This window comes from Brachybacterium sp. J153 (genome assembly GCF_036311905.1).
Lineage (GTDB): Bacteria > Actinomycetota > Actinomycetes > Actinomycetales > Dermabacteraceae > Brachybacterium.
Genome location: NZ_JAZDCH010000032.1, coordinates 12,022 through 34,679 on the forward strand (window position 1 = coordinate 12,022; position 22,658 = coordinate 34,679).

The 22,658-nt window shown below is 68.1% G+C and carries 21 protein-coding genes and 1 pseudogene; 13 read left to right on the plus strand and 9 right to left on the minus strand.

Annotated elements, in window-relative coordinates:
- Positions 1–165: 165 nt before the first annotated feature.
- The 8 genes from V1258_RS15020 (at position 166) to V1258_RS15055 (ending at position 9,026) form a co-directional block, all read left to right on the plus strand.
- The gene (locus tag V1258_RS15020; protein WP_329750441.1) at positions 166–786 is read left to right on the plus strand and encodes a DUF6668 family protein; all 621 of its coding nucleotides are present in this window, start codon (positions 166–168) and stop codon (positions 784–786) included.
- A 13-nt stretch (positions 787–799) separates the two neighbouring features.
- On the plus strand, positions 800–1,114 hold the full coding sequence (locus tag V1258_RS15025) for a hypothetical protein (RefSeq protein ID WP_329750442.1): 315 nt from the start codon (positions 800–802) through the stop codon (positions 1,112–1,114).
- 11 nt (positions 1,115–1,125) lie between these two features.
- Positions 1,126–1,899 (plus strand): hypothetical protein, encoded by a 774-nt coding sequence (locus V1258_RS15030; protein ID WP_329750443.1) that lies wholly within the window; start codon positions 1,126–1,128, stop codon positions 1,897–1,899.
- On the plus strand, positions 1,892–3,673 hold the full coding sequence (locus V1258_RS15035; RefSeq protein WP_329750444.1) for a hypothetical protein: 1,782 nt from the start codon (positions 1,892–1,894) through the stop codon (positions 3,671–3,673). Before V1258_RS15030 ends, V1258_RS15035 begins: the two co-directional genes overlap by 8 nt.
- Positions 3,660–5,165 (plus strand): SCO6880 family protein, encoded by a 1,506-nt coding sequence (locus V1258_RS15040; RefSeq protein ID WP_329750445.1) that lies wholly within the window; start codon positions 3,660–3,662, stop codon positions 5,163–5,165. Before V1258_RS15035 ends, V1258_RS15040 begins: the two co-directional genes overlap by 14 nt.
- 104 nt (positions 5,166–5,269) lie before the next feature.
- The gene (locus V1258_RS15045; protein ID WP_329750446.1) at positions 5,270–6,694 is read left to right on the plus strand and encodes an ATP/GTP-binding protein; all 1,425 of its coding nucleotides are present in this window, start codon (positions 5,270–5,272) and stop codon (positions 6,692–6,694) included.
- Complete coding sequence (locus V1258_RS15050) at positions 6,691–8,553, plus strand: type IV secretory system conjugative DNA transfer family protein (RefSeq protein WP_329750447.1); 1,863 nt, start codon at positions 6,691–6,693, stop codon at positions 8,551–8,553. Before V1258_RS15045 ends, V1258_RS15050 begins: the two co-directional genes overlap by 4 nt.
- Positions 8,550–9,026 carry a DUF4913 domain-containing protein gene (locus V1258_RS15055; protein ID WP_329750448.1) on the plus strand — a complete coding sequence of 159 codons (477 nt, stop codon included), beginning with the start codon at positions 8,550–8,552 and terminating at the stop codon, positions 9,024–9,026. The genes V1258_RS15050 and V1258_RS15055 overlap by 4 nt, the downstream gene beginning before the upstream one ends.
- A 13-nt stretch (positions 9,027–9,039) precedes the next feature.
- On the opposite strand, the gene V1258_RS15060 is transcribed toward V1258_RS15055, so the two are convergent.
- From V1258_RS15060 to mobC, 4 genes are read right to left on the minus strand one after another with little or no spacing between them, the layout of a single operon-like run.
- Positions 9,040–9,945, minus strand: coding sequence for a magnesium transporter (locus V1258_RS15060; protein ID WP_329750449.1), 906 nt, complete (start codon positions 9,943–9,945; stop codon positions 9,040–9,042).
- A 51-nt stretch (positions 9,946–9,996) separates the two neighbouring features.
- Complete coding sequence (locus V1258_RS15065; RefSeq protein WP_329750450.1) at positions 9,997–11,040, minus strand: hypothetical protein; 1,044 nt, start codon at positions 11,038–11,040, stop codon at positions 9,997–9,999.
- Between the two features lie 15 nt (positions 11,041–11,055).
- A complete protein-coding gene (locus tag V1258_RS15070; RefSeq protein WP_329750451.1) occupies positions 11,056–12,771 on the minus strand; it encodes a relaxase/mobilization nuclease domain-containing protein in 1,716 nt (571 codons plus the stop codon).
- On the minus strand, positions 12,768–13,163 hold the full coding sequence (mobC, locus tag V1258_RS15075) for a plasmid mobilization relaxosome protein MobC (protein ID WP_329750452.1): 396 nt from the start codon (positions 13,161–13,163) through the stop codon (positions 12,768–12,770). Before mobC ends, V1258_RS15070 begins: the two co-directional genes overlap by 4 nt.
- 245 nt (positions 13,164–13,408) lie before the next feature.
- Here mobC and V1258_RS15080 point away from each other — a divergent pair, with 245 nt between their 5' ends.
- Positions 13,409–13,795: a hypothetical protein gene (locus V1258_RS15080; RefSeq protein ID WP_329750453.1), complete on the plus strand. Its 387-nt coding sequence runs from the start codon at positions 13,409–13,411 to the stop codon at positions 13,793–13,795.
- 250 nt (positions 13,796–14,045) lie between these two features.
- Here the strand turns inward: V1258_RS15080 and V1258_RS15085 are convergent, their stop codons facing one another.
- The 4 genes from V1258_RS15085 to V1258_RS15100 form a co-directional block, all read right to left on the minus strand.
- The gene (locus tag V1258_RS15085; RefSeq protein WP_329750454.1) at positions 14,046–14,939 is read right to left on the minus strand and encodes a Fic/DOC family protein; all 894 of its coding nucleotides are present in this window, start codon (positions 14,937–14,939) and stop codon (positions 14,046–14,048) included.
- Positions 14,869–15,087, minus strand: a complete 219-nt coding sequence (locus tag V1258_RS15090) for a hypothetical protein (RefSeq protein ID WP_329750455.1) — start codon at positions 15,085–15,087, stop codon at positions 14,869–14,871. The genes V1258_RS15085 and V1258_RS15090 overlap by 71 nt, the downstream gene beginning before the upstream one ends.
- A 449-nt stretch (positions 15,088–15,536) precedes the next feature.
- On the minus strand, positions 15,537–17,171 hold the full coding sequence (locus V1258_RS15095; protein ID WP_329750456.1) for a DNA methyltransferase: 1,635 nt from the start codon (positions 17,169–17,171) through the stop codon (positions 15,537–15,539).
- Between the two features lie 21 nt (positions 17,172–17,192).
- Positions 17,193–17,783, minus strand: coding sequence for a recombinase family protein (locus V1258_RS15100; RefSeq protein ID WP_329750457.1), 591 nt, complete (start codon positions 17,781–17,783; stop codon positions 17,193–17,195).
- A 516-nt stretch (positions 17,784–18,299) separates the two neighbouring features.
- Here V1258_RS15100 and V1258_RS15105 point away from each other — a divergent pair.
- From V1258_RS15105 to V1258_RS15265, 3 genes and pseudogenes are all read left to right on the plus strand, one after another.
- Positions 18,300–19,457: a TrkH family potassium uptake protein gene (locus V1258_RS15105; RefSeq protein ID WP_442878633.1), complete on the plus strand. Its 1,158-nt coding sequence runs from the start codon at positions 18,300–18,302 to the stop codon at positions 19,455–19,457.
- Between the two features lie 103 nt (positions 19,458–19,560).
- On the plus strand, positions 19,561–20,151 hold the full coding sequence (locus V1258_RS15110) for a potassium channel family protein (protein ID WP_442878634.1): 591 nt from the start codon (positions 19,561–19,563) through the stop codon (positions 20,149–20,151).
- A gap of 147 nt (positions 20,152–20,298) precedes the next feature.
- A pseudogene (locus V1258_RS15265) lies at positions 20,299–20,797 on the plus strand (MmyB family transcriptional regulator); the annotation flags it as partial.
- A 371-nt stretch (positions 20,798–21,168) separates the two neighbouring features.
- Here V1258_RS15265 and V1258_RS15115 read toward each other — a convergent pair.
- Complete coding sequence (locus tag V1258_RS15115) at positions 21,169–21,681, minus strand: hypothetical protein (protein ID WP_329750460.1); 513 nt, start codon at positions 21,679–21,681, stop codon at positions 21,169–21,171.
- A 268-nt stretch (positions 21,682–21,949) separates the two neighbouring features.
- On the opposite strand from V1258_RS15115, the gene V1258_RS15120 reads away from it, so the two are divergent.
- Positions 21,950–22,351, plus strand: a complete 402-nt coding sequence (locus V1258_RS15120) for a hypothetical protein (RefSeq protein ID WP_329750461.1) — start codon at positions 21,950–21,952, stop codon at positions 22,349–22,351.
- Positions 22,352–22,658: the final 307 nt, after the last annotated feature.

Here is a 22,658-nt window from a genome sequence, read left to right on the forward strand (position 1 = left end):
GTCCCCCGCCCATGCTCCACACACAGACAAGGTAGACGGCATATGTCGATGTTGGCAATAGATGGTCATGGAGTCATGACACCTCTCTGTTGTCTATAGGCGTATGGTGCCGTAGGGTGAGGAACGGAATGGTCGTGAGGCCATGATCACGGATCGGGGGAGACGGTGACCAACTCGAGCAACCCGTGGATCACGCGGAGTGCGGAGCCGGCAGTAGAGCCGAAGGCGCCCGTGATCAACGACAGGCCTGCACCGCCGACGGGGCCGACGGGTCCCCAGCCGGGCGTGCCGGAGCCGGCGGCGGAGGAGCTGCTGCCGGTGCGCGAGGTCTGGGCGACACCCACGGTGTGGGTGCTCGGGGTGCACGGCGGCGCCGGGGAAAGCACGGTCGCCGGCCTGGTCCCCTCATGGGAGGCGGCGGGCCATGCGTGGCCCCGCCCCGTCGAGCGCGCGGCCGCGCCGGTGCTGCTGGTCGCCCGAACCCATATGCGGGGCCTGATGGCCGCGCGCGCTGCGGCGACGCAGTGGGCGGCGGGCGTCGTCCCTCAGGCCGATGTGCTCGGCCTCGTCCTCATCGCGGACGCTCCTGGTCGCCTCCCGCGCGCGCTGCGGGACCTGGCGCAGGTGGTCTCCGGCGGTGTCCCACGGGCCTGGACGGTCCCGTGGATCGAATCGTGGCGGCTGGGGGAGTCACCGACTCTCTCAGCTGCTCCGCGTGCAGCTCGTCGGATGGTCGACGAGGTGCACGGCATCATCCCCAACCCTCGCGCCGACGGCGCATCTTGAAAGGAAACGCATCATGGATCAGACGATCGCTCTGCTTAGCGCTGCACAGGACACGGCGTCGCACGTCATCATGGCGGCCAACGTTCCGAACCCGGGAGGCGGTTCGGCTCCTCCTGGCGTGGGCGAGAAGTTCCAGGCCGTCATGGGGTGGGCTAAGTGGGTCTGCCTCGGCGTCGCGGTGCTCGGCATCATGGCCATCGGCGCCATGATGACCGTGGGATCACGACGCGGTGAGGGTGGCGAGAAGGTCGGTGCGCTCGGGTGGGCGCTCGGTGGCGTCGTCATCATCGCTGGGGCGTTCTCCCTCGTCGGATTCCTCGCGGCCTGAGGGAGACGCACATGGCTGCCGACGAGAACAACGAGACGAACGAGAGCCCGTTCACCCGACCGGGGTTCATCGTGTCCGCGGTCGTGGTGGCCGTGGTGCTCGTCCTCGGGGTGATCCTGGGGACGGTGGGCATCGTGAACGCGACGCGGGAGGAGCCGACGGCTGCACCGGCCACGACGTCCTCGGCACAGGAGTCGGAGGAGCCCAGCGAGCCGACGGAGGAGCCGGCGGCGGGGGCGAGCATCTGCGGCCTCAAGGGAGAAGTCCTCGAGGGCACCGTGGACGAGGCGCCAGCGGCCGAGTGGGAGTTCCAGGGCACGATCGGTTACCCGACCTCTGAGGAGTTCGGGCCAGGCAAGACGGACGAGAACGGGGTCCGATCCTGCTTCCAGCACTCACCTGAGGGTGCTCTGTTCATGGCCGCCAACGCCGCCGCGCAGGGGTCCGACCCTGAAACGGCGGAGTCCTGGATCCGTTACGCGCTGGCCGATGGTCCGGGGCGGGACGCCCTGCTGTCGGAGAGCGGTGGCGTCACGGCGACCGAAGGCGTTCGGTTGCAGGTCGCCGGGTTCCGCGTCCTGAACTACGACGGCGACACGGCAACGGTCGATCTCGTCATCGAGGGGAGTGCCGAGGGGCAGGAAGTCACGATGTCGGCGGTCTACTCCCTTGTGTGGGAGGGCGGCGACTGGAAGCTTGCCGCTGACGACGCCTCCGCTCCCGTCGACTTTGCCACCATCACAGACACCTCTGGCTATGTGATGTGGGGGCCGAACGGTGGATGAGGAAGAGAAGGGGTGCACCGGCCTCAACGTGGTGAATCCGTTCTGCCACGGCAAGGAGGCCATCGCTGATGCTGCGGGCGACGCGATCGACAACCTTGCGGCCGCGGTCGTTGAGGCGTTCGAGCGTGCGGTGGCCAGTCTCGGGACGGTCTGGGTGTACATCGGTACGCCGAATCTGACCGGGACGGGTGGTGGCTCGTCGATCGAGCCGGGGGAGTACCCGGAGGTTGCGGGGACGAATCTCGAGACGGTCTTGGCCTACGTGACCTGGATCGGGTTCGGGATCGCGATCCTGGCGCTGATGGCGCTGGGGGCTCATATGTCCGCGATGATGAAGCGCGGTAACGGTGAGGTGGTCCTGGGGCGGGTGGCGATCACGTTGGCCTCGGTGATCCTCATTTCGGGGGCCAGCTCGCTCGTGGCGGGGTTCATGCCGACCGGCCCTGAGGGGGCTGGCGGTTCGGTGCTGTTCTTGCAGTCGAGCTTGTGGTGGTTCATGGGTGCGGCTGCGGTGCTGTCGGTGATCGTCGCGGGGGTCCGCATGGCGTGGACCCAGCAGGCCCAGCCGGGCAAAGACCTGGTGCGGAGCGTGCTGACGCTGATCGTGGTGGCCGGTGCGAGCACGACGGTGATCGGGCTGCTGGTCACGGTGGCGGACTCCGCGGCCGTGTGGATTCTCAACGGGTCGTTGGATTGCAACATCGCTGAGGGTGGGTCCTGCTTCGCGGGGAACATCACGGCGTTGCTGGCGCTGACGACGAATCCGGCGGCGCCGGCGCTCGGGCCGCTGCTGATCATCATCCTGGGGCTGCTGGCGATCCTGACGTCCATCATTCAGATCGTGCTCATGGTGGCTCGTGGGGGGATGCTCGTCATTTTGGCGGGGATTCTGCCGCTGTCGGCGTCGTTCACGAACACCGAGATGGGGATGGCCTGGTTCAAGAAGGCGATCGGGTGGCTGATCGCGTTCATCCTCTACAAGCCGGCGGCCGCGATCGTGTACGCGGCCGCGTTCCAGCTCGCCGGCACCAACGTGTTCCAGGACGACGGCACAGGGATGATCGCGGTGCTGACGGGCCTGGTGCTGATGGTGCTGGCGCTGTTCGCGCTGCCGGCGCTGATGCGGTTCGTGACGCCGATGGTGTCGCAGACCTCGGGCGGCGGTGGCGGCGGGATGGCGGCCGCGGCCGCGGTCGCTGCGCTGCCGATGGGCGCCGCGGCTACGGGCAAGCTGATGGGCATGTTCGGCGGTGGTGGCTCGGATTCGGGCGCGCCGTCCTCCAGCAGTTCTGCGCCCTCAGGCTCGAGCGAGACCGGCCCGTCCGGTCCCTCGGGTGATTCGTCCGCGGGTGGTCAGGGACCTGCGGGGAGCGGAGACTCCTCGGCCGGGTCTGACGGGTCCTCGGGTCCCGGTGGAGCGACGGGCGATGCCGGAGGCTCCGGGGGACCGGGAGAGACCGGGGCGGGCACGCCGGGCGCTGAGGGAGCGGCCGGCAGCGGCGCGGGCGCTGGGGCAGGAACCGGTGCGGGCGCGGGAGCCGGGGCCGCGGGCGGTGCCGGGGCAGGCGCGGGCGCCGCTGGTGCCGGAGCCGGGGCCGCCGGTGCCGGTGGTGGTGCGGCTGCTGCGGGCGCTGCGGGCGGCCCGGTCGGGATGGCCGCGGGGGCCGCCGTGGATGCCGGCACGAAGGCTGGCAAGGCCGCTGCGGGCGCCGCGAAGAGTGTTGGCGAAGAAGCGACAGGTGAAGAAGGGGGCGGTCCCAGTGGCAGCCGTTGAGACGAACGGTCCTCGGACCTATGGAAACTGGCGCCGGCCTGTGTCGGCGGGCATTCTCGGCCTCGGCACGATCGGTACGTTCGGCCTGTTCGTCGGGCTGATTTCGATCATCATCGTGGTGATGATCTTCGGGCTGCTCGAGGCGGCGATCTGGTTCGGGTTCCTGGCGGTGGTGATGCTGGTTGTCACCACGAAGGACTCGCACGGGAAGAGCACGCTGGATCGAGGGATCGCGCGCGGGGGCTGGTGGGTGACCCGGGCTCGCGGGGAGAACGTCTACCGCTCCGGGCCGCTGGGACGCACCCCGTGGGGGACGTGCCAGCTTCCCGGGATCGCTGCGCCGACGCGGCTGTCGGAGTTCGAGGACTCCTACGGCCGGCCTTTCGCTCTGCTGCACTCCCCGTCCACGGGCACTTTCTCGGTGATCATCGGGACGGAGCCGGATGGTGCGGCGCTGGTCGATCCTGAGCAGGTCGACACGTGGGTGGCGGACTGGGGTCACTGGCTGCGGAACCTCGGTGATGAGCCGGGGATCGAGGCGGCGGCGGTGACCATCGAGACGGCGCCGGACTCGGGGTCACGGCTGCGCCGAGAGGTGGAAGCAAACGTCGATCCGGGCGCCCCGGCCTTTGCCCAGGAGATGCTGAGGGAGGTCGTGAACACCTACCCCTCGGGTTCCTCGACGGTGAAGGCGTACGTGACCATCACGTTCAACGCTGCGCACCGCTCGGGTGGGAAGCGGCGCCAGGCGGACGAGATGGCGCGCGAGCTCGCGGCGCGGCTGCCGAACCTGACGCGGAACCTGCAAGCGACGGGGGCCGGCGCCGCGGCGCCGCTGTCGGCACAGCAGCTGTGCGAGGTCGTGCGGGTCGCCTACGATCCGGCGGCCGCGGTGCTGTTCGATGAGGCGAAGGTGGCCGGCGAGACGGTGCCGATGCAGTGGCATGACGTGGGTCCGGTGGCGGCGGAGTCGACGTGGGACGGGTACTTCCACGAGAACGCCTTCTCGGTGTCCTGGGAGATGACGGAGGCGCCGCGGGGCAACGTGCAGTCGGGCATCCTCGCGCGGCTGCTGGCTCCCCACAGTGACGTCACCCGCAAGCGTGTGACGCTGCTCTACCGGCCGATCGACGCGGCGCGTGCTGCGGCGATCGTGGAGGCGGATATCCGGGCTGCGGAGTTCCGTATCTCGGCCACGGCCAAGCCCTCGGCGCGTGATCTGCGCTCGGCGCGGGCGGCGGCCGCGACGGCGCAGGAGGAGGCCTCGGGCGCGGGGTTGACGATGTTCGGCATGGTCGTCACGGCCACGGTCGATGACCCGGCGATGGTGGCGGATGCTCGCGCGACGGTGGACAACCTGGCGGCGACGGCGCGGCTGCGGCTGCGGCCCGTGTACGGGTCGCAGGATTCAGCGTTCGCGATCGGGCTGCCGCTCGGCCTCGTGCCGCGCAAGCACATGAGCGCACCGGCGCAGATGAGGGAGCAGCTGTGAACGGTCGGATGGCGAAGAAGAGCAGGGCGTCAGCGTCGGAGGAGCTGCGGCCTCAGCGCACGCCCTCGCGGGGCTGGCTGGGCCGAGGACGGGGCACTGCGGCGATGGTGCAGGCGCCGACGGAGTACCGCGGCACGACGAACCAGGTGTGCGGGCTGTGGCCGTTCTCGGTGGGGACGGGCACGCCGATGGTGGGGGTGCCGTTCGGGCGGCACATCACCACGCACGCGACGCTGTGCTGCGATCCGATCAGCTGGTACCAGCGTGCCAACCTGATCGGCAACCCGTCGGTGTTCTTCCTCGGCCGGCCCGGTCTGGGGAAGACCTCGGCGGTGATGCGGATGGCGGTGGGTCTGGCCGGGGAGGGGACGATCCCGCTGGTGCTTGGGGACACCCGGCCGGATTACATCACCATGACGGAGAAGCTCGAGGGGCAGGTGATCAGCCTCGGCCGCAACAAGGGGTCGCTGAACGTCCTGGATCCGGGCGAGGCGCCGGCGGCCGCCGCCCGGCTGCGGGCGGCGGGGTTCGAGCAGGCCGCCGATGAGGTGATGGCCGATGCGCAGGGCGTGCGGCTGAACATGGTGGAGTCGCTGATCACCATTCAGCGCAAGGCGTCCCCGACGGATCGTGAAGAGACGATCCTGTCGCGGGCGATCGCGTGGCTGGATGAGCACCACGAGGGTGTGCCGGTCATCGCTGATCTGCTCGAGGTGATCCGCGCGGCGCCGGCGGAGCTGCGGGAGGCGGCGCTCGACCGCGGCGACATGAACAAGTACCAGCGCGTCACGGAGGGGCTGGAGGCGTCCCTGGTGGGTTTGCTGCCGGGGGGTCGGTTCGGTGACGTGTTCGCGCGGCCGACCACGGCGCCGATGCGCCGGGACCGGGCCGTCGATTTCGACGTCTCGTCCATTCCGTCCTCGGACGGCGACATGCGGGCGGCCGCGCTGCTGGCGTGCTGGTCGGTCGGGTTCGCCACGGTGGCGATCGCGCAGACGCTCGCGGACTATGCCCTTGAGCCGCGCCGGCACTACTTCGTGATCCTCGACGAGCTGCACCAGGCGCTCAAGGCCGGCCCGGGCCTGGTCGATCGCGTCGACTACCTCACGCGGCTGAACCGCACGAGCGCGGTGGGCCAGGCGATGATCACGCACACCATGAAGGACCTGCAATCGCTGCCGAACGAGGCGGACCGGCACAAGGCGCTGGGGTTCATCGAGCGCTCCGGGTTCGTGGTGTGCGGGGGGCTGCCGATGGCGGAGATGCCTCTACTGAACTCAGTGGTGCCGCTGTCGAGGCAGGAACAGGCGCTCTTGAGCGGCTGGCAGGACCCGCCCGCGTGGGACTCCCAGCAGGGCAAGGAAGTGCCCCCGCCCGGACGTGGGAAGTTCCTGGTGAAGGTCGGCGGGCGGCCGGGTATCCCGGTGGACGTGATCCTGACGCAAGCAGAGAAGTCCATCAGCATGAGCGCCCGGCGCTGGACGGAACAGTCCCGCACGGGTCTGCTCGAGGAGGAGAGTGCAGCGTGAGCCCCACGAACAATCGTCGCAGTGACCCGGGCGGAGCGAGCAGCGACGCCGTGCTGGTCTGGGTGGTCGTGCTCACGGTGGTAACCATCGCGGGCGCGCTGTGGGTGTCGATGCACCTCGGGCACCGCCTGGCCGGCACCGGCGTGGTGGTGCCGACGAACCCGTTCGAGGTGGCCTTCGGGCTCCTCGGCGGGTCTCTCGCGTGGCCGGGCACCGCAGGGTGGGCGGTGCTGATCGGCCTGGCCGTCGTCGTCGTGTTGCTGGCCGTCGTGATCGGGATAGCGGTGCGTCGCGTTGGCCGGCGCCGCTCTCGGGTCGATCGGGCCGCGGCGTACATGGGTCGCGGCCGCGACGTGGAGGGCATCAGCCAGAAGCAGGCTGCCGCGACGGCGAAGCGGCTGGGGGTGCGCCGGCCCTCCTCGGAGGAGTCGGCGCCGGCCTCGGGGCTAGGGAAGCTCTCACGGCGCAAGAAGGAGCCGGAGTGGGCCACGGGCGTGCCGATCGGAAAGACGGTCGCCGGCGGCGCCCCGCTGTTCGGGTCCTGGGAGGACATGCACGTGGATATCTGGGGTCCGCGCACCGGTAAGACGACCTCGCGGGCCGTGCCGGCGATCCTGGATGCGCCGGGCTCGGTGCTGGTGACGTCCAACAAGCGCGATGTCGTGGACGCGACGCGCGATGTGCGGGCGAAGTCGGGCGAGGTGTGGGTGTTCGATCCGCAGGGCATCGCGGAGGAGCCGGCGTCGTGGTGGTGGAATCCGCTGAGCTACGTCACCGACGAGGTGAAGGCCGCGGAGCTGGCGGGGCACTTCGCGGCCGGGTCGCGTGACCCGGGCGCCAAGACCGATGCCTACTTCGATGGCGATGGGCAAGACCTGCTCGCGGGGCTGCTGCTGGCGGCCGCGCTGGATGGGCGCCCGATCACGGACGTCTACCTGTGGACGACGCGGCCGACCGACGACACCCCGGCGGACATCCTCAAGGCGCACGGGCAAGAGCTGATCGCGGCCCAGGTGCGCGGCATCATTAAGGCGCCGGAGAAGCAGCGCGGCGGCGTGTACGGGACGGCCCGGCAGATGGCGTCGTGCCTGACGAACCGGCAGGTCGCGGCATGGATCACCCCGGCTAGCTCGTACCGGCGAGAGTTCTCCCCCGACGCCTTCGTGGCGACCGGGGGCGGCACGCTCTACAGCCTCTCCAAGGAGGGCCGCGGGACGGCGGGACCGCTGGTGACGGCCCTGACCGTGGCCGTGGTCGACGCGGCGGAGCGCCTGGCGGTGAAGTCGCCCGGGGGCCGGCTGCAAACGCCTCTGCTGGGCGTGCTGGATGAGGCGGCGAACGTCTGCCGGTGGGCGCAGCTCCCGAGCCTGTACAGCCACTACGGCAGCCGCGGGATCGTGCTGATGACGATCTTGCAGTCCTGGTCGCAGGGCGTGGACGTGTGGGGTGAGTCGGGCATGAAGAAGCTGTGGTCGGCGTCGAACGTGAAGGTCTACGGCGGCGGCGTGAGCGAGGACGGGTTCCTCGAGAGCCTGTCCAAGCTGATCGGTGACTACGACCGGCTGTCCTCGTCGACGTCGCACAGCAAGGGGCACCGCACGGTCTCCCAGCAGCTCCATCGTGAGCGGATTCTGGACGTTGCGGACCTCGGCGCGCTTCCCAAGGGGCGCGCCGTCGTGCTGGCCTCGGGGTCGCGGCCGACGCTGGTCACGACGCAGCCGTGGATGACGGGGCCGCACCGGGAGGCGGTGGAGGCCTCGATCCGGGCGCATGATCCACTGGCTGAGAGGACTCTCGCGGACGCGGAGAGCGAGCGGGAGACGGTGGAGGCAGAGCTGGCGACGAAGGAGCGAGCATGACCGAGAGCGACTGGGGCGAGGACACGCCCGATCTGCCCCCTCCGCCCCCCGACGAGGAGGACGAGGAGCGGCCGCCGGAGCTGGTCTACGGATCGGTCGACGAGTTCGTGAGGGAGTATCTGCGGCACGTCTACCGTCGGGCGACGTCCGAGCAGCGGGTGTGGGCGGCGCGCTGGTGGGAGTACGACGAAGCCGTGATCCGTCTCGAGGCGCTGTGGCGTGCGTGGGAGCACCTGCGGTTGGACCCGTCCACGGGCATGAGCGTGTGGTGGCGCGATCACGCGGACCACCACATGGCCGTGCTGATGGACCCGGAGGGACCGTTCGCGGCGGCGAACCACTACGACGACGCGAACGAGGCCGACAAGGGCGCGCCGCTCCCCTACGAGGCGCCGCCGGCCGGACTGTTCCCGGACGTGAGGAATCCGGAGAACGCGAGCCGCGGGCCGCTGTCTCGACCCGGGCCGCCATAAGAGAAGACGGTCATCATCTTGTAGTCGAAAGCGACGCTGCCACTCGACTTCGCACGCCGAGGTCTTTCTCGCGCACACTTAGCTTCTCCATGGATCGCAAGAAAGCACCCCTTCGGGAAGCGAGGTCTGTCACGAAGGCATAAAACTCATCCCATGGGTCGACGTCGGGTTTGCTCTCCCAATGCCCCTCGCTGACTTCAACCCTGCCCCAAGTGCCATGAGGCGGCTGCATGACGGCGAGGTCGTAGTTTCCCTCCCGGCCATCCAGGACGCGGCTAAGCGGCCGCCAGTAGGAGCGCATCGCCTCCGCAGCCTCCTCAACGTCCTTTGCTACGTCAGGATCATAAAATTGCCAGTCGCGCCTATCTAGGCGAGCCTCCAAGTCGTAAAAAGCATCAGCCAAGTCAGCCGCGAAATATTTGTCGTGCGGCCAGTGATAGAGCTGCTCATAGAGTCGTTCGCCAACCCTAAACGAGTCCCACAGCTTTTGAATGGTAGTGCGATCGGCGCGTGCATGAACACCATCCGTGCGAACATCCATTTGCAGTTTCTCGATCGCCTGCCCTTCCAGCTCCGGGCGCAGCTCCGCAATTCGTTCATCGACCCGCTTATCGAGCGCCGTTTGGTCAATCTCCGGCTGAAGCTTCGAGATGCGCTCGTTAACCATTTCCTCAACCTGGGCAGAGCTATCTTTATGGCGCTTCCACGGGGATGCCTCGAGCGTAAAGATGCACAAAGCACCAAGTAGGCCAGAAACGACCCATCCGACCCACCAGGCCTGCGCCATAAAGGCGCCAAGGCTGGGCACAAAAAACACGAGTATGGTGACTACCGCAGACACCGCCCCTAACGCTACACCCAGTTTTTTAAGAACCGGTTTCCACGGAAACGGTTTGTCGGCAGAAACTGGCTCGCTCATGTGCCCTCAACAGTCGCTCTAGGGGGTGCTAATGAGCAGTTTACGTTCGGGTCAGCGAGAGAGCCCGCCACGCTCGCGCGGCCGGCTGGCGCCGGTGCGTCCGCGGCCCTTGCGGGCTCGCGGGGCACGGCTGCCCTTGGTCGCCTCGGTGGCCGGCGCGCCCTGGGACACGTCGGCCCGCATCTGACGGGCGACGGTCTCGTGATCGTGCCCCTGGGTCTCGAGGTCCGCCGCTGTGCTCGCGCGTCGTTCGGCGCTGTCGTACTTGGCGCCGGCCTCCTCGCGCGCGTTGTCGGCCCGCTGCTCGTGCTCGGCCGCGAGAGCCGGGCGGTCGGGGCGCTCCTCGCGGCGGTCCTGAGCGCGGTCCTCCTCGGCGGTCGCCTCGGCCATGAGCTCTGCTGCTTCGGCCCGGTCGCGCTGCTCGGCGTGCCGCTGGAGCTCGGCCTCGGCGCGACGCACCGCCCCGAGCTGTTCCTCCGTCATGATCTGCGGGAACTTGGCCGCGATCGCGAGGTCGACGTCTCGGTCCTGGCCGATCCAGCCGCGCAGGTCCTCGAGCTGCTGGCGGCGGGTGGGGGTGAGGTCCCCGGCCCTCGGGGCGCGGTCGATGAGGGCAAGAGCGTCGTCTCGGGTGATGTCGCGGGTGATCTTCTGATCGTCGTAACCCTCGGTGCGCACGTACCTCGCTGGCCCCTGCTCGCCTCGCTCGGCAGCGACCTGGGCGCGGAGCTGGTCGGGGGTGATGCCGTGGCGGGTGCGCAGCTCGTCGACGATGCGGGCCTCTGCCCGAGCTGCTTCGGGCTCCTCGTCGCGCCATGCCACGGCGGACTCGTAGGCCTGCGCGATGCGCTCGGGGGTGGCCTTCTCCCACCAGTCGCCGCGCTGGACGCCGGCGAGGTCGGCGCGGACTGCGCGCTGCTCGGCGGCGAGGCGGGATTGCAGCTCGCGGGCCTCGCGCTCACTGGTGCCCTGGGCGCGGCGTAGGGCGTCCTCGCGCATCCGCGCGAGGCGGTCGCCTGCCTGTGCTGCCGCGGTGACCAAGAGCCGCATCTGGCCCTCGACCGTTTCTTCGATGCCGTCAGATTCGTCGACCATGACAGGTCTCCTCTCTCATCGCTCGGCGCCGCGCTCGGGGCCGGGCTGGGTGGGTTGACGGGTCTTGCGGGGCTCGATGGGGCGCGGGAGCGGATCGACAGCCGCCGTGGCGTCTTGGGCGTTGCCGGCGCGGAGTCGATCGAGCATCGCCTGCGCCTCGGGGTCGAGGGTGGTGGGCCGCTCGAGGGTGGCCGTTCCGCCGGCGGGACGGGCGGCCGTCGCGGGGGCCGGCAGGGCCTCGCGGACGCGCACCAGGCGCGCCCGGGTCTCGTTAGCGAGGAGCTGCGCCTGGCGGTGCTGCTCGGCCACCTTGGAGGCCTCGTAGATCGACTGCGTGAGCCGGAGGAGTTGCCGGATCATGACGGCCTGGCCGACGGTGCCGCGTCCGCCTCGAGCGGCGGCGGCGAGGAGCATGGCGCTGCCGGATAGCGCACTGGTGCCGAGCTTCTGCGGCGGTGGGGTGGACTTGTAGGTCTGCGCGGAGCGGGACAGGGCCTCGGCGGCCGCGGCGAGGTCGCCGGGCTTCTCCTCGGTGGCGTTGGACCATGCGGCGAACGCGCCGGCGGTCTGGCGCGCGACGGTGGCCCACGTCTCGCGGTCCTCGAGCCGGACGGTGCGCAGCTTCTCGACGAGCTGGCCAAGCTCTCGGTTGCGCTGCTCCCACTGTGCGGGGTCGGGCTCGCTGGCTTCTCGGCCGGGTGCGACCACGCGCCGGCCGCGCTTGGCCGCGGTCCACTCGTCGACGGCCTTGCTGGCACCGGCGGGGGTGTCGGGCCAGGCTTCGCGGAGCCGGGGCAGGCGGAGGTCCTTGCCGAGGTGCCCGCCGCCGTACCAGATGGGCCGCTCCCCTGCCGTGGGTCGCTCGGCCACGCTGTAGCCCGTCACGACGTCGGTGCGTCCGTCTGCGAAGCGGGGGCGGACCAGGAGACCGGAGCGGCGCATGCGACGCACGAACTCGGCCTCGTCGCCGGCGGCTGCCGCGCAGCCGCGCACCTTCACGGCGAGGAGGTAGCGGGGCTGATCTGTGCGCAGCTCGGCGGCGATCCGTGCGCGGCGGTCCTCGGCCTCGAGGTGGTCCCACGCGGGGCGCTGCTGCTGGTGGTCGTTCTTGCGGGCGCGCTCGTACTTGGCGCGGGCGCGGGCGGTCGCCTGGGCCTCGCGCTCGGCCGGCTTGTAGCCGCGGGTGGCGCGTTCGGCCTTGGCGGACTCGAGGGGTTCCAGGCCGTGCTTCACCTCGAGTGCGCGGCTGACCTTCTGGGCACGGTGATGGTCGTTGTGGATGCTCGCCTTGGTGCCGTCCTCGCGCACGAGGTCGACGACGATGTGCACGTGGTCGTTGCCGTTCTTCGAGAGTCCGTGGCGGACGGCCACCCAGCGGCACGGGGCCTTCGGTGAGTCGGGGTCGTCGAACTCCATGGCACGCACGAAGTCGTTGGCGATCGCCTGCCACTTCTCGTCGGTCTGCACGCCTTCGTCGGCGCGCAGGGACAGGGAGCAGTGCCAGACGTGGCCGCCCTTCACGTCGACCTCGAGAGCGGTGTGCGGGCGGTCGAGGTGACGGGCGATGGCGAGTGCGGAGTCACGGCTCAGCTCGGCGTCGTCGTGCCACGCAAGCATGGCTGGATCGCCCGCGACGAGGTGCGGTTCGATGTGCTCGTTCGCGCGGCCCGGGCCGACGAGGTAGACCATGAGTCCGGCCATGCGATCGCCGCGCACGACGTTGGGCATCATGGTGCGAGCCGATCGACTGCTTCGTCGACGCGGGCGGCGGTCCGGCGCACGGCATCGAGGGTCGCGCGCATCTCGTCCCGCACCTCGCCGGTGGCGTTGGTGGCACGCGCGATCTGGTTCACGTTGTTGGAGATGGCGGCGAGCAGCCGATGGAGCTTGAACAGCTCGGCCACGGCCTGCTTGCGCTCGGTCGGTGTCTCGCGCTGATCGAGGGACAGCGCAGCCTCCACGAGCAGCCGCGGGATGGTGACGTTCTGCTCGTGAGCGAGGCGCACGAGGGCGCCTTCCTCCTCGGGAGAGACGCCCACCTTGTGGAAGTGCTGCCGGCCCCCGTCGACGTTCGCGCGTCGACGACGGGAGAACAGTGCCCGGCGGGACTCGTTCTCTGTCATGGCAGGCACCCCCTCGGCCCAGCGCAGCGACCCCGCCTCGTGCGGGGACCACACGAACAGTGTGCCCGACCCTCGACACAAAGTCGAGGGGCCAAGCGAGTTAGGGAACCTAACTCTATAGCTTGCTCCGTCCGGGGTGCGGATGAGGGTGTCTCACGTCGGCAGACGGGAGACCGGGCGACGGAGCCGTCCAAAAATTGTGTGCGACCGTCGACGATCAGACCGGTGATGAGTACGCTCGAGGCATGGCGACTACACCCACCCCGGAAGAAGCGGTCGAGCGTGCGAGGCGTGCACAGGACCAACGGATCGAGGCGGTTCGCGTACTGGCGCAGGCACGGCAGAACCTGACCGATGAGCGAGCTGACGCAGATCGGCGGCGCGCGGATCTGGAGGAGCAGATCAAGGAAGGTCTGCGGCGAGTCGAGGCAGAAGACGTCAAGGCCTTCAATGCGGCGACGGCTGCCGGCTGGACACTCGAGGAGCTGCGCCGGATCGGGTTGCCGGAGCCGGAGAAGAAGCGGCGTGCGCGGCGTCGCACGGTGGCGCGTTCGAAGGCGGGCAAGTCTGCGTCCGATGATGCAGAGAACAGTGCAGCGGAGCGTCCTGAGGCAGCACCGGTGACTGAGTAGAACGGACCGGCTCTGAACGTCTGACGGGTCGGAGCTTCCACCACCCCCGATGCCCGATGATCTCCCTCCGCCTGCACGCGTCAAGGGATCGGGAAAGCACGCCTTCGGCGCCCTCCGGGAGTTGCTACGCAACTTCCTTCCCCTCAACCCTGGACGCGCTCCGGCTCCGGGAGGAGTGGCATTTATCGGGGGACGGGGGAAGAGCGGTCCGGAGTACGTCCGGGCCGACAACGATCGGGCCGGATGAGTGTCAGCGCTCGGCGCCGGGCCGGCGCGGTCCGGACTCGTGTTCGCGGCGTGCGTGCCGGCCCCGGGGAGCCTCGGCGGTAGGGGTGTTCTCGGTGGCTGCGGTGGCGGTCTTGGGGTAGCTGACGGCGAACAGTGACTTGATGGTCGGGCGTTCGTTGGTTCGCGGTGGGTAGCGCATGATCGTGCGAGGGCTCGCGAGCTGCTCGAACAGCGGCGCGATCTTCTCGGGGCGCGTGACGATGCCGTCGTCCATGGGGCGGCTCGACTGGGAGCGGATGTTCCACTCGAACTCGGTGGCGTCCCCGTAGTTCAGCGTGAAGCGGGACATCTCCGCGACCTGCGCGAGGAAGACTTTCGCTGTCCGGCCGTTGCCTTCGCGGAACGGGTGCGCCTGGTTCAGTGGTGCGAACGTCTCGGCCATCGCCGTGGCGAACTGCTGCTGGTCGAGTCGGCCCCAAGGTGTCTCGGCGATGCGGCGCGTTGCGTCGCTGAGGTACTGCTCGAACGGAGGTTCTCCGACTCTCGCGAAGGCCTTGCCCGCTTTGGCGAGGTCGACCGTGCGGAACTCCCCTGCCCACTCGTAGACGTCCTGGAACAGGTGCCGGTGGATCGCGCGTAGGTGGTCGACGTCGAAGGTGCGCGGGATCTCGGCACGGCCGAGCTCGAGCTGCATCCCTCGCAGCGCCGTCATCGAGTACTCGTAGTCGCGGGCGAGTTCCGGGTCCCGGATGCCGGCGAGGTTGCGGAGGACTCCGTCTCGACGCGCGGTGATGGTCTCGGGATAGAAGTACCCCAGCCAGCGCTCGAGGTGTTCTTCGTCGAGCTCAGCCATCGCGTCGGGCGCGTGCGAGCGCAGCGCGCTTGTAGGTCTCCTCGTCCACGGCGCCTCGGGCATAGTCCACAAGTCGGGTCACGTCGGCATCGGTGGGCTTCCAACCTTCGTGGATGCCGTTGGCGAGTGCGTTGACGACGGCCTGGCGCTGTTGGTCGTCCAGCGGCCCCAGCTGCTGGGCCCAGCGGGTCTGGATGGGCTCTGCGGTCATGGTGGTCTCCTCCCCCTCCGGGCCGATGCTAGCGACGGGCCGGGCGTCGGAGCCAGGGTCTAGGGTGGGCGCCCCCTGATCGCGGGAGGAGGTGAGTGGGAGCATCACTGAGGCGCTGGTCCTGGCGGTGGCACTGACGACCGCAGTGCTGAACCTGTGCGCGGCGGCGCTGCGTCTGCTGGAGGCGGAGCGAAGTCGGACCGGTCGGAGTCGCGGCGGGCGGCACCGACGGTAAGCAGCAGCGGGAGGGGTCGGCGGGGCGCCGGCCCCTCCCGCTGTGTGAGACCACAACGTGACCGCGGCGGGCCCCGCTCCCCCGCTGTGCGTCCCCGCCTCCAGAGGGAACAGATTCGCGCAGCGAATGCCGTGTGGTTGGCCTCAGCGATGTAGCGATGAGCGAGAGGCTTCTCGTCCTAATGGATGGGCCGGGTCTCCGTCTCGGAGCTGTCCTATCCGAACAGCTTCCCTTGATCTACAAGCTCGACACCGCGCTGCGCAGAGATGTACGGGGCCAGTGCGGTCGGGAGATTGGGGCGGTGGCCGCCCATGAGGTCACGCACGGAGATGTGTTGGAGGACGGGGAAGTCCTGGCCGTTGGCGGGGTGGGTCCACACGCCAGAGGTGTTGATGACCTCCTGCGCCCCGCGAGTGAGGGAGTCGTTGAGGGTGATGAGCACGCCGAGCTGCGCGTCGCGGGCATTATGAACAGTGCCGGCGAGGTCGCGCACGTGCGTGGGAGGCACGTTCTTCCCTCCCTTGACCGAGACGAGGACTTTGCCGACGCTCTTCGCGTCGATGATGAATCGCCGGATACCGTCGATGCCCTTGTCGCCGACCTGCTTCTCGTTCGGCTGCGCGTGGAGCATGGACACCGCCCAGCGCTCGAAGTCGAACGGCGACTGGTCGAACAGGCGCTGCGCGGACTGCATGTCGTAGGGGATGCCGTCGACTTCCACGTCATCCATCACGGACTGCCCAAAGGTGGCCTGCAGGCGCTTGATGATGAGGTCGATCGAGATGTAGGTGATGTCGATCCCCGCCCACGCACGGCCGAGCTTCTGCGCAGCGTCGACCGTCGTTCCGCAGCCGCAGAACGGGTCCAACACGACGGCGCCGGGCTCCGTGGTGAGTCGGATGATCCGCTCGAGGAGGGCAAGCGGCTTCTGGGTGGGATAGCCGAGTCGTTCCGCGGCGCGGGAGTTCAGGGGCGGGATGTCGGTCCAGACGTCTCCGAGCGGCTTGCCGCGCTGCTCGTCGAGGTAGCGCTTGAAGCGCGGGACGCGCCCCGGGGCGGTCTGGACGATCTGGCCGGCTTCATAGGCGGCCTGCATGCGCTCACGGGACCACCTCCATCGTCGCGTGACGCCGAGGAACTCGTAAGTAAGGTTGGGGCGCGGATCGTTCGGGCCGACCAGGCTCGTCAGCTGGTAGCGCCGACCGGAGGCGTCCGTACTGGCGTACTTCTCGGCGGTCTTCGTGTCGAGCTCCTCCTCGCGGTAGGGCTCGAACGCGGCCTCGTTGTTCCAGGTGCTCTCAGCGGTCTTGCCGTAGAACAGCAGGACGTCGTGATTGCTGGCCAGGCGGCGGGTCTGGTAGCCCTTCGCCCCGGTGCGCTGCCAGATGATCTCGTTGCGCAGGTTCGCCGCTCCGAAGATCGCGTCGAGCAGAACCTTCAGGTAGTGACTCATGGTGGGGTCGCAGTGCAGGACCAGTGAGCCCGTGGGCTTCAAAGTGCGGTGCAGCTCCACGAGGCGCGGCGACATCATGACCAGATAGGCCATCGCGTCAGATTCGCCCACGAGCGTGCGGAACGCCTGCATGGCGTCGGCGACTTCCGTGGGCGAGTTCAGGAGCATGTCCCGGAAGAGCCGCTCGGTCTCAGGAGTCCAGTGCCACGTGTCGTCGAAGGCCTGGATCTGCGCGTTCGCGTCGTCATTCCGCTGGACGTGCTCGCCGAAGATCACGGAGTACGAGCGGTTCGAGTTGAATGGAGGGTCGAGGTAGACGAGGTCCACGGACTCGGTCTCGATGTGCTCGCGGAGCACAGGGAGGTTGTCGCCATAGAACAGTCGATTCGTCGCCACCCGACCAGTATCCCGGACCGCCTACATCGCTAGCGGGAGGGCCGGCTGCTCGAGGTAGGAGTACAGCGTGGTTCGGCTGATCTCGTACTCACGTGCGAGGTGGGCTTTGGGGACGCCGTCGAGGGCTCGAATGCGCAACTCCTTGATCTGCTCGCTGGAAAGCTTCCGTGCTCGCCCCCGATACTTGCCGGGCACCTGCTTCGCCAGGGCAATCCCCTCGGCCTGCCGTTCGCGGATCATCTCGCGCTCGGACTGCGCGACGGCCGTGATGATGTGCAAGATGAGCCGGGTGGTGAGGTCTCCCCCGTCCGGCTGGATCGTGAGGCCCTGGGAGACGAACTCGACCGTGACCCCCTTCTTCTCGAGCTCCTCCATGATCTCGAGCATGTCCCGGAGCGAGCGGGCGAGGCGGTCGATGGACGCGACGACGAGCGTGTCCCCCTCGCGCACGTAGTCGAGGGCCTCCCGCAGCTGCGGACGATCGGAGGCCGATGCGGCGGACTGGTACTCGCGGTAGGTCTTGTCAGCGGTGCCGACGACCTCGAGCTGCCGATCGAGGTTCTGGCCGGCGGAGGACACTCGGACGTAGGCGACGCGCTGCGTGGTGGGCATAGGACGATTCTGTCCGACAAGAGTGGGTAGCTCGGGTAGGTAAGCAGATGTGTCCGGAAGTAGTCGCCGCAGACCCTATCCGGAACCGCCTGAACTACAGGCCAAGGTTGTCCGGCTGGGGTATACCCCAGCGAGACGGCGTTCCCCTGCCACAAAGGGACCGTTTAAGGCTCATGCGCTAGGTGCCCCAGTGCCTGAGCCGTGGTGAGCTGCCGGGACGAGTGATCTCAGATCCGTCGCCTGGTTGCATGCAAGGGAACCGCAGGTCCGCGTCGGCGTGTCCTGCTCGATACCAGGCGTACGATTCCGCGCGTGCTGTCACCCAGTCATCCTCGGGCGCGCGTCGTCGATCGGCGACCTCGCCCCGCACGAACCGTCTTCCTGGCTTTCGCCGCGGCGGGCCTCGTCGGGACTCTTCTGCTTCTACATCCGGCGGCGACCCAAGCACCCGGCGGTGCTACCGGCATGGAGGCCCTATTCACCGCGGTCTCCGCGTTGTGTGTGACGGGACTGATCGTGGTCGACACCCCCACTTACTGGACCGGCTTCGGACAGGCCGTGATCCTCGCTCTCATCCAGGTCGGCGGCTTCGGGGTGATGACCTTCGCCTCCGTGATCGGTATCGCCGTCATCCGTAAGCTCTCGCTGCGGTCCCGACTCACGGCCGCCACGGAGGTCAAGAGTTTCGGGATCGAGGACATCCGCACGCTGGTGATCAGCGTGGTGCGGATCTCCCTCGCGATCGAGGCGGCGGCCGCGGTGGTCCTCACCGTGCGCTTCGCTCTCGCCTACGACGAGCCGTGGGGCAGCGCCCTATGGCTGGGGGTGTTCCACGCCGTCTCCGCGTTCAACAACGCCGGGTTCGCCCTGTTCAGCGACAGCCTGATGCCGTTTGCTGGCGACGCGGTGGTCTTGCTGACGGTGAGTGCCACGCTCGTGCTGGGTGGCGTCGGATTCCCTGTGCTCATGCAGCTCAAGAAACACCTGGGGACGCCGCGGTTGTGGTCGATGAACACTCGGATCGTCGTGGCCGCGACGCCGTTGCTGCTCGTGGTCGGCACGCTCTACATCACCGCCCTGGAGTGGAACAATCCCGAGACGCTCGGCGGTATGGCGCCGCATTTGCGGGTCCTCAACGGGTTCGCGATGTCCGCCCAGACCAGGACGGCCGGGTTCAACACCATCGACACATCCGCGATGGATCCAGCGACGTGGCTGGGCATGGACCTTCTGATGTTCATCGGGGGCGGCCCGGCCGGCACCGCCGGCGGCATCAAGGTCACCACCTTCGCAGTCCTGTTCTTCCTCATGCTCGCCGAGCTGCGGGGCGCCGGCGCCGTGACGGTGTTCGGCAAGCGTCTCTCCCGCGCCGTACACCGACAGGCCATCACCGTCATCGTCCTGGCCGTCGGGCTCGTTGCCACCTCCACGCTCCTGCTCATGGTCCTCACCGATTTCTCGCTCGACGAGATCCTCTTCGAGGTGGTCTCCGCGTTCGCCACCGTGGGACTGTCCACCGGCATCACCGCCGATCTGCCCGCTGGTGCGCAGCTCGTGCTCATCGCGCTGATGTTCATCGGCCGACTGGGCCCGATCACCGCCGCCGCCGCCCTTGCCCTGCAGCCGCGGCAGACCCTCTATGACCTCCCCAAGGAAAGGCCGATCATTGGCTAAGCACAGACTCTTCCGCAGCACCGACCCGGGAAGTGTCGCGTCCGCGAACTCGGTGGCGGTCATCGGCCTGGGCCGCTTCGGACAGTCCCTTGCCCTGGAACTCATGGACAACGGCACCGAAGTGCTCGGCATCGACTCACGCGAGCACGTCGTCCAGTCCTTGAACGGGAAGCTGACTCACGTCGTTGCCGCAGATGCCACTGACGAGCAGGTGCTGCGCCAGCTGTCGATTCCGGAGTTCGATCGCGTGGTCGTAGCGATCGGCAGCGACATCCAGTCCAGCATCTTGGTCACGTCACTGCTTTTGCGGTTCTCCGTCGCGCAGATCTGGGCGAAGGCTGTCAGCGACCCGCACGGCCTCATCCTCGAGCAGCTCGGAGTACCGCACGTCGTCTATCCCGAGAAGGACATGGGTCGCCGCCTCGCACACATCGTGCGCGGCAGCATGCAGGACTTCATCGAGATCGACACCGACTTCGCGATGGTGAAGACCGAGGTGAACCCCCACTACGCGGGGATGAGGCTCGGGGACAGCAACATCCGACGCAAGCATGGCGTCACCGTGAGCGCCATCAAGCATCCGGGCGGAGTGTGGCAGGCCGCCGCGGCCGACACCGTGCTGCAGGCCGGAGACATCATCCTGGTCACCGGACCCACGAGACAGGCAGAACGGTTCAGCCGGCCGTCCGCGTAAGCCACAGGACCTTCCGGGGTGCACCCCGGTCACATTGGGTGCTGATGCAGCAACGCGCACTCCGGCACCGCAGCGCGTTCGCCCAGGAGTGCAGCGCCTCCTGGACTCCATGCCCAAGATCCCCGCGATGGTCAGACCGGTCGCACGGACATCCTCGCAACGAACAAGATCGCCAGCGCCCTATATCTCGGCTTCGGCGCGACTCCAGAACGCCCCGCCAACTTCGCGCGCTTCGTCTTCCTCGACTCCCGTGCCCCGGCTTCTACGCGGACTGGGAGCGAGCCGCCGCCGACTACGTCGCCATGCTCCACCTCCACGCCGGCCGCCCCCCCGACGCCCGTGCCCTCGCCGACCTCTCCGTGCACAGCCACCAATTCCGTCGGTGGTGGGAACAGCACAACGTGCGCATCCAGAGCTCCGGCAGCAAGTCCTCCACCACCCCATCGCCGGCGACCTCACCGTGGACTTCAAATCCATGACAATCGGCGCCAATCCCGAACAAATCTTCGTCACCTACACCGTCGAACCCAGCTCCCCCTCCCAAGACGCGCTGGGGCTGCTCGCGAGCTGGACCCTGAGCGCACACTCAACAGCCAATTCAGACGAGTCGTCGCGGTCGGAGGAACTGAGGCAGGCTCAAGAGTGATAGCCGCTCCCAGAGACCGTCCCCGGCTGCCCCAAACTGGGGTACCCCAGCAGGACCATTACTAACACGTCATTTATGGTTCCCAATAAGGTCAGAATGCGCAGTTTTGCGACACATCTGTCGCACTGGGTATACCCCAGTGTCACACTCGGGCGTGGCTATCACTGTTCGGGCGAAGCGCCTACTGCCTCACGAGTGCGTCCGTAGTGGTTGCGTCTACGCAACCAGCCCCGGCACTACTGCCTCACGGGTGCGTCGGTAGTAGTTGCGTCTGCGCAACCGGCCCCGGTAGTCTGAAGCGAGCATGGAGCAGTAGCCCCATGAAGTGAGCTCGGCAGCCTTCCGGACGGTGGGTGAGCCGAGCTTCGCGTTTATATGGGTCGAACCTCGTCCACAAGCGGAGCCGCGAGCTGCTTCCACTGCCCTCCTGCCGTGTGGCACCAGGCGATCGCATCCGCGATCCAGAGCAGTGGCTCTTCCCGCTTCGCCATGAAGTCGTACCGCACGTCAGAGTGATGCAGCAGCGGGTACAGGACGCGGCGATCCTCTTGAAGCGTCGAGTCGTCTCGCTCAAAGACGAGTCGCGTCACGCCGCACTCCTCGCCTAGCACCACGGTCGCCTCGAGACACATCTTGCGTGCCTGCCGCTCCTTCACTCCCCTAGGGACGGTCAAGATGGTGCACCGCGCGCTCGACTCTCTGGTGAGGTCCCGGAGGATCTGACGACGCCTCCCGTCGCTCTCCTTCGTGAAGTGCAGGTGCGACTGGCCCTTCAGGAGAAGCCCTCGCACCAGTGCGCGCTCCTTCTGCACATCTGAAACTCTGACGCCGGCTATCGCGAAGTGATAGCCGCGCTCCTTGCTCTCGTCAATGAAGAGCTGCACTACCACCCACCTGCCCTCTCGTCATGCTTCCTGGCGCAGCATGCCCCGAGCCAAGCTGGGTACCTAGAGAGCCTCGGTCGCGCTGCACTGACGACAGTCGAGACTGCTGGACTACATGGTAGGACGGGATCAAGACATCAGGCGCCCCCACTTGTGCACAACTACATCCTGTGACACCCCTTCTGTCGGGAGTTGCCTGTAGCATTTAGAGAAGTTCGCCGGAGCGTTCGGCTCGGCGACTGGCTTTCGACTGGGATGGAGGAGCGTGATGGGCTTCGAGCTGTTTGACAAGCGGAGTGCCCCGATGCGGGGTGCGCCGAGCGTGACGGTACAGCGCAAGGGCATCGTGTCGATCAATGCCGCTGCGCACCAGCTGATCGGCGGGGCCCGGGTGGTGGACCTGCTGTTCGATCCAAAGCGCCGCGTCATGGCGCTGCGCCCCGCGAACAAGTCACCCCACAGCTACGAGCTGCGCAAGCCCAGCAACTCGGGCCAGACGCTGCTGTCGGCAACCGCGTTCATGCAGGCCTACGACATCGACACGACGGTCAGCAGGCGCTTCGAACCCTTCGAAGAGGACGGGATGCTGTGCATCAATTTCGACGGACCCTTCACAGAGGTCCGCGGCAACCGCTCCAACACGGGAGGTCGCTCTGACATGGCGAGCTAACCCCACACAGACCTCGGCCCCGGCTCATTGCAGTGAGCCGGGGCCGGAGACAGGGCCCGAAGGCGCTGCGCACAACTGGTCGTTGCCCGCACAGCGTATCGAAGTCTTCGAGCAGCATCCGCTGCTCGCTTCCTCGGGCTCCTTACTTACAAGGAGGCCCCAATGGCTTCAATCAGTTCCTGGGCCGCCCCCGTTGTTAGGTCCGGTCTCTGTGTGAGTCGTCGGGTTCCATTTCGTGGGTGCAGTGGCGAGCATAGTCGGCCGGGGTGAGGTAGCCCAGCGCCGAGTGGCGTCGCACGGTGTTGTA

Excerpts from the sequence above, each read along its gene's own strand:
- V1258_RS15045 (WP_329750446.1), top strand. The coding sequence starts at position 5,270 with ATGGTGCAGGCGCCGACGGAGTACCGCGGCACGACGAACCAGGTGTGC.
- V1258_RS15100 (WP_329750457.1), bottom strand. The coding sequence starts at position 17,783 with ATGCCCACCACGCAGCGCGTCGCCTACGTCCGAGTGTCCTCCGCCGGC.
- V1258_RS15065 (WP_329750450.1), bottom strand. The coding sequence starts at position 11,040 with ATGGTCGACGAATCTGACGGCATCGAAGAAACGGTCGAGGGCCAGATG.
- V1258_RS15120 (WP_329750461.1), top strand. The coding sequence starts at position 21,950 with ATGGGCTTCGAGCTGTTTGACAAGCGGAGTGCCCCGATGCGGGGTGCG.
- V1258_RS15080 (WP_329750453.1), top strand. The coding sequence starts at position 13,409 with ATGGCGACTACACCCACCCCGGAAGAAGCGGTCGAGCGTGCGAGGCGT.
- V1258_RS15060 (WP_329750449.1), bottom strand. The coding sequence starts at position 9,945 with ATGAGCGAGCCAGTTTCTGCCGACAAACCGTTTCCGTGGAAACCGGTT.
- V1258_RS15110 (WP_442878634.1), top strand. The coding sequence starts at position 19,561 with ATGGACAACGGCACCGAAGTGCTCGGCATCGACTCACGCGAGCACGTC.
- V1258_RS15030 (WP_329750443.1), top strand. The coding sequence starts at position 1,126 with ATGGCTGCCGACGAGAACAACGAGACGAACGAGAGCCCGTTCACCCGA.
- V1258_RS15025 (WP_329750442.1), top strand. The coding sequence starts at position 800 with ATGGATCAGACGATCGCTCTGCTTAGCGCTGCACAGGACACGGCGTCG.
- mobC (WP_329750452.1), bottom strand. The coding sequence starts at position 13,163 with ATGACAGAGAACGAGTCCCGCCGGGCACTGTTCTCCCGTCGTCGACGC.
- V1258_RS15070 (WP_329750451.1), bottom strand. The coding sequence starts at position 12,771 with ATGATGCCCAACGTCGTGCGCGGCGATCGCATGGCCGGACTCATGGTC.
- V1258_RS15090 (WP_329750455.1), bottom strand. The coding sequence starts at position 15,087 with ATGACCGCAGAGCCCATCCAGACCCGCTGGGCCCAGCAGCTGGGGCCG.
- V1258_RS15055 (WP_329750448.1), top strand. The coding sequence starts at position 8,550 with ATGACCGAGAGCGACTGGGGCGAGGACACGCCCGATCTGCCCCCTCCG.
- V1258_RS15085 (WP_329750454.1), bottom strand. The coding sequence starts at position 14,939 with ATGCCCGAGGCGCCGTGGACGAGGAGACCTACAAGCGCGCTGCGCTCG.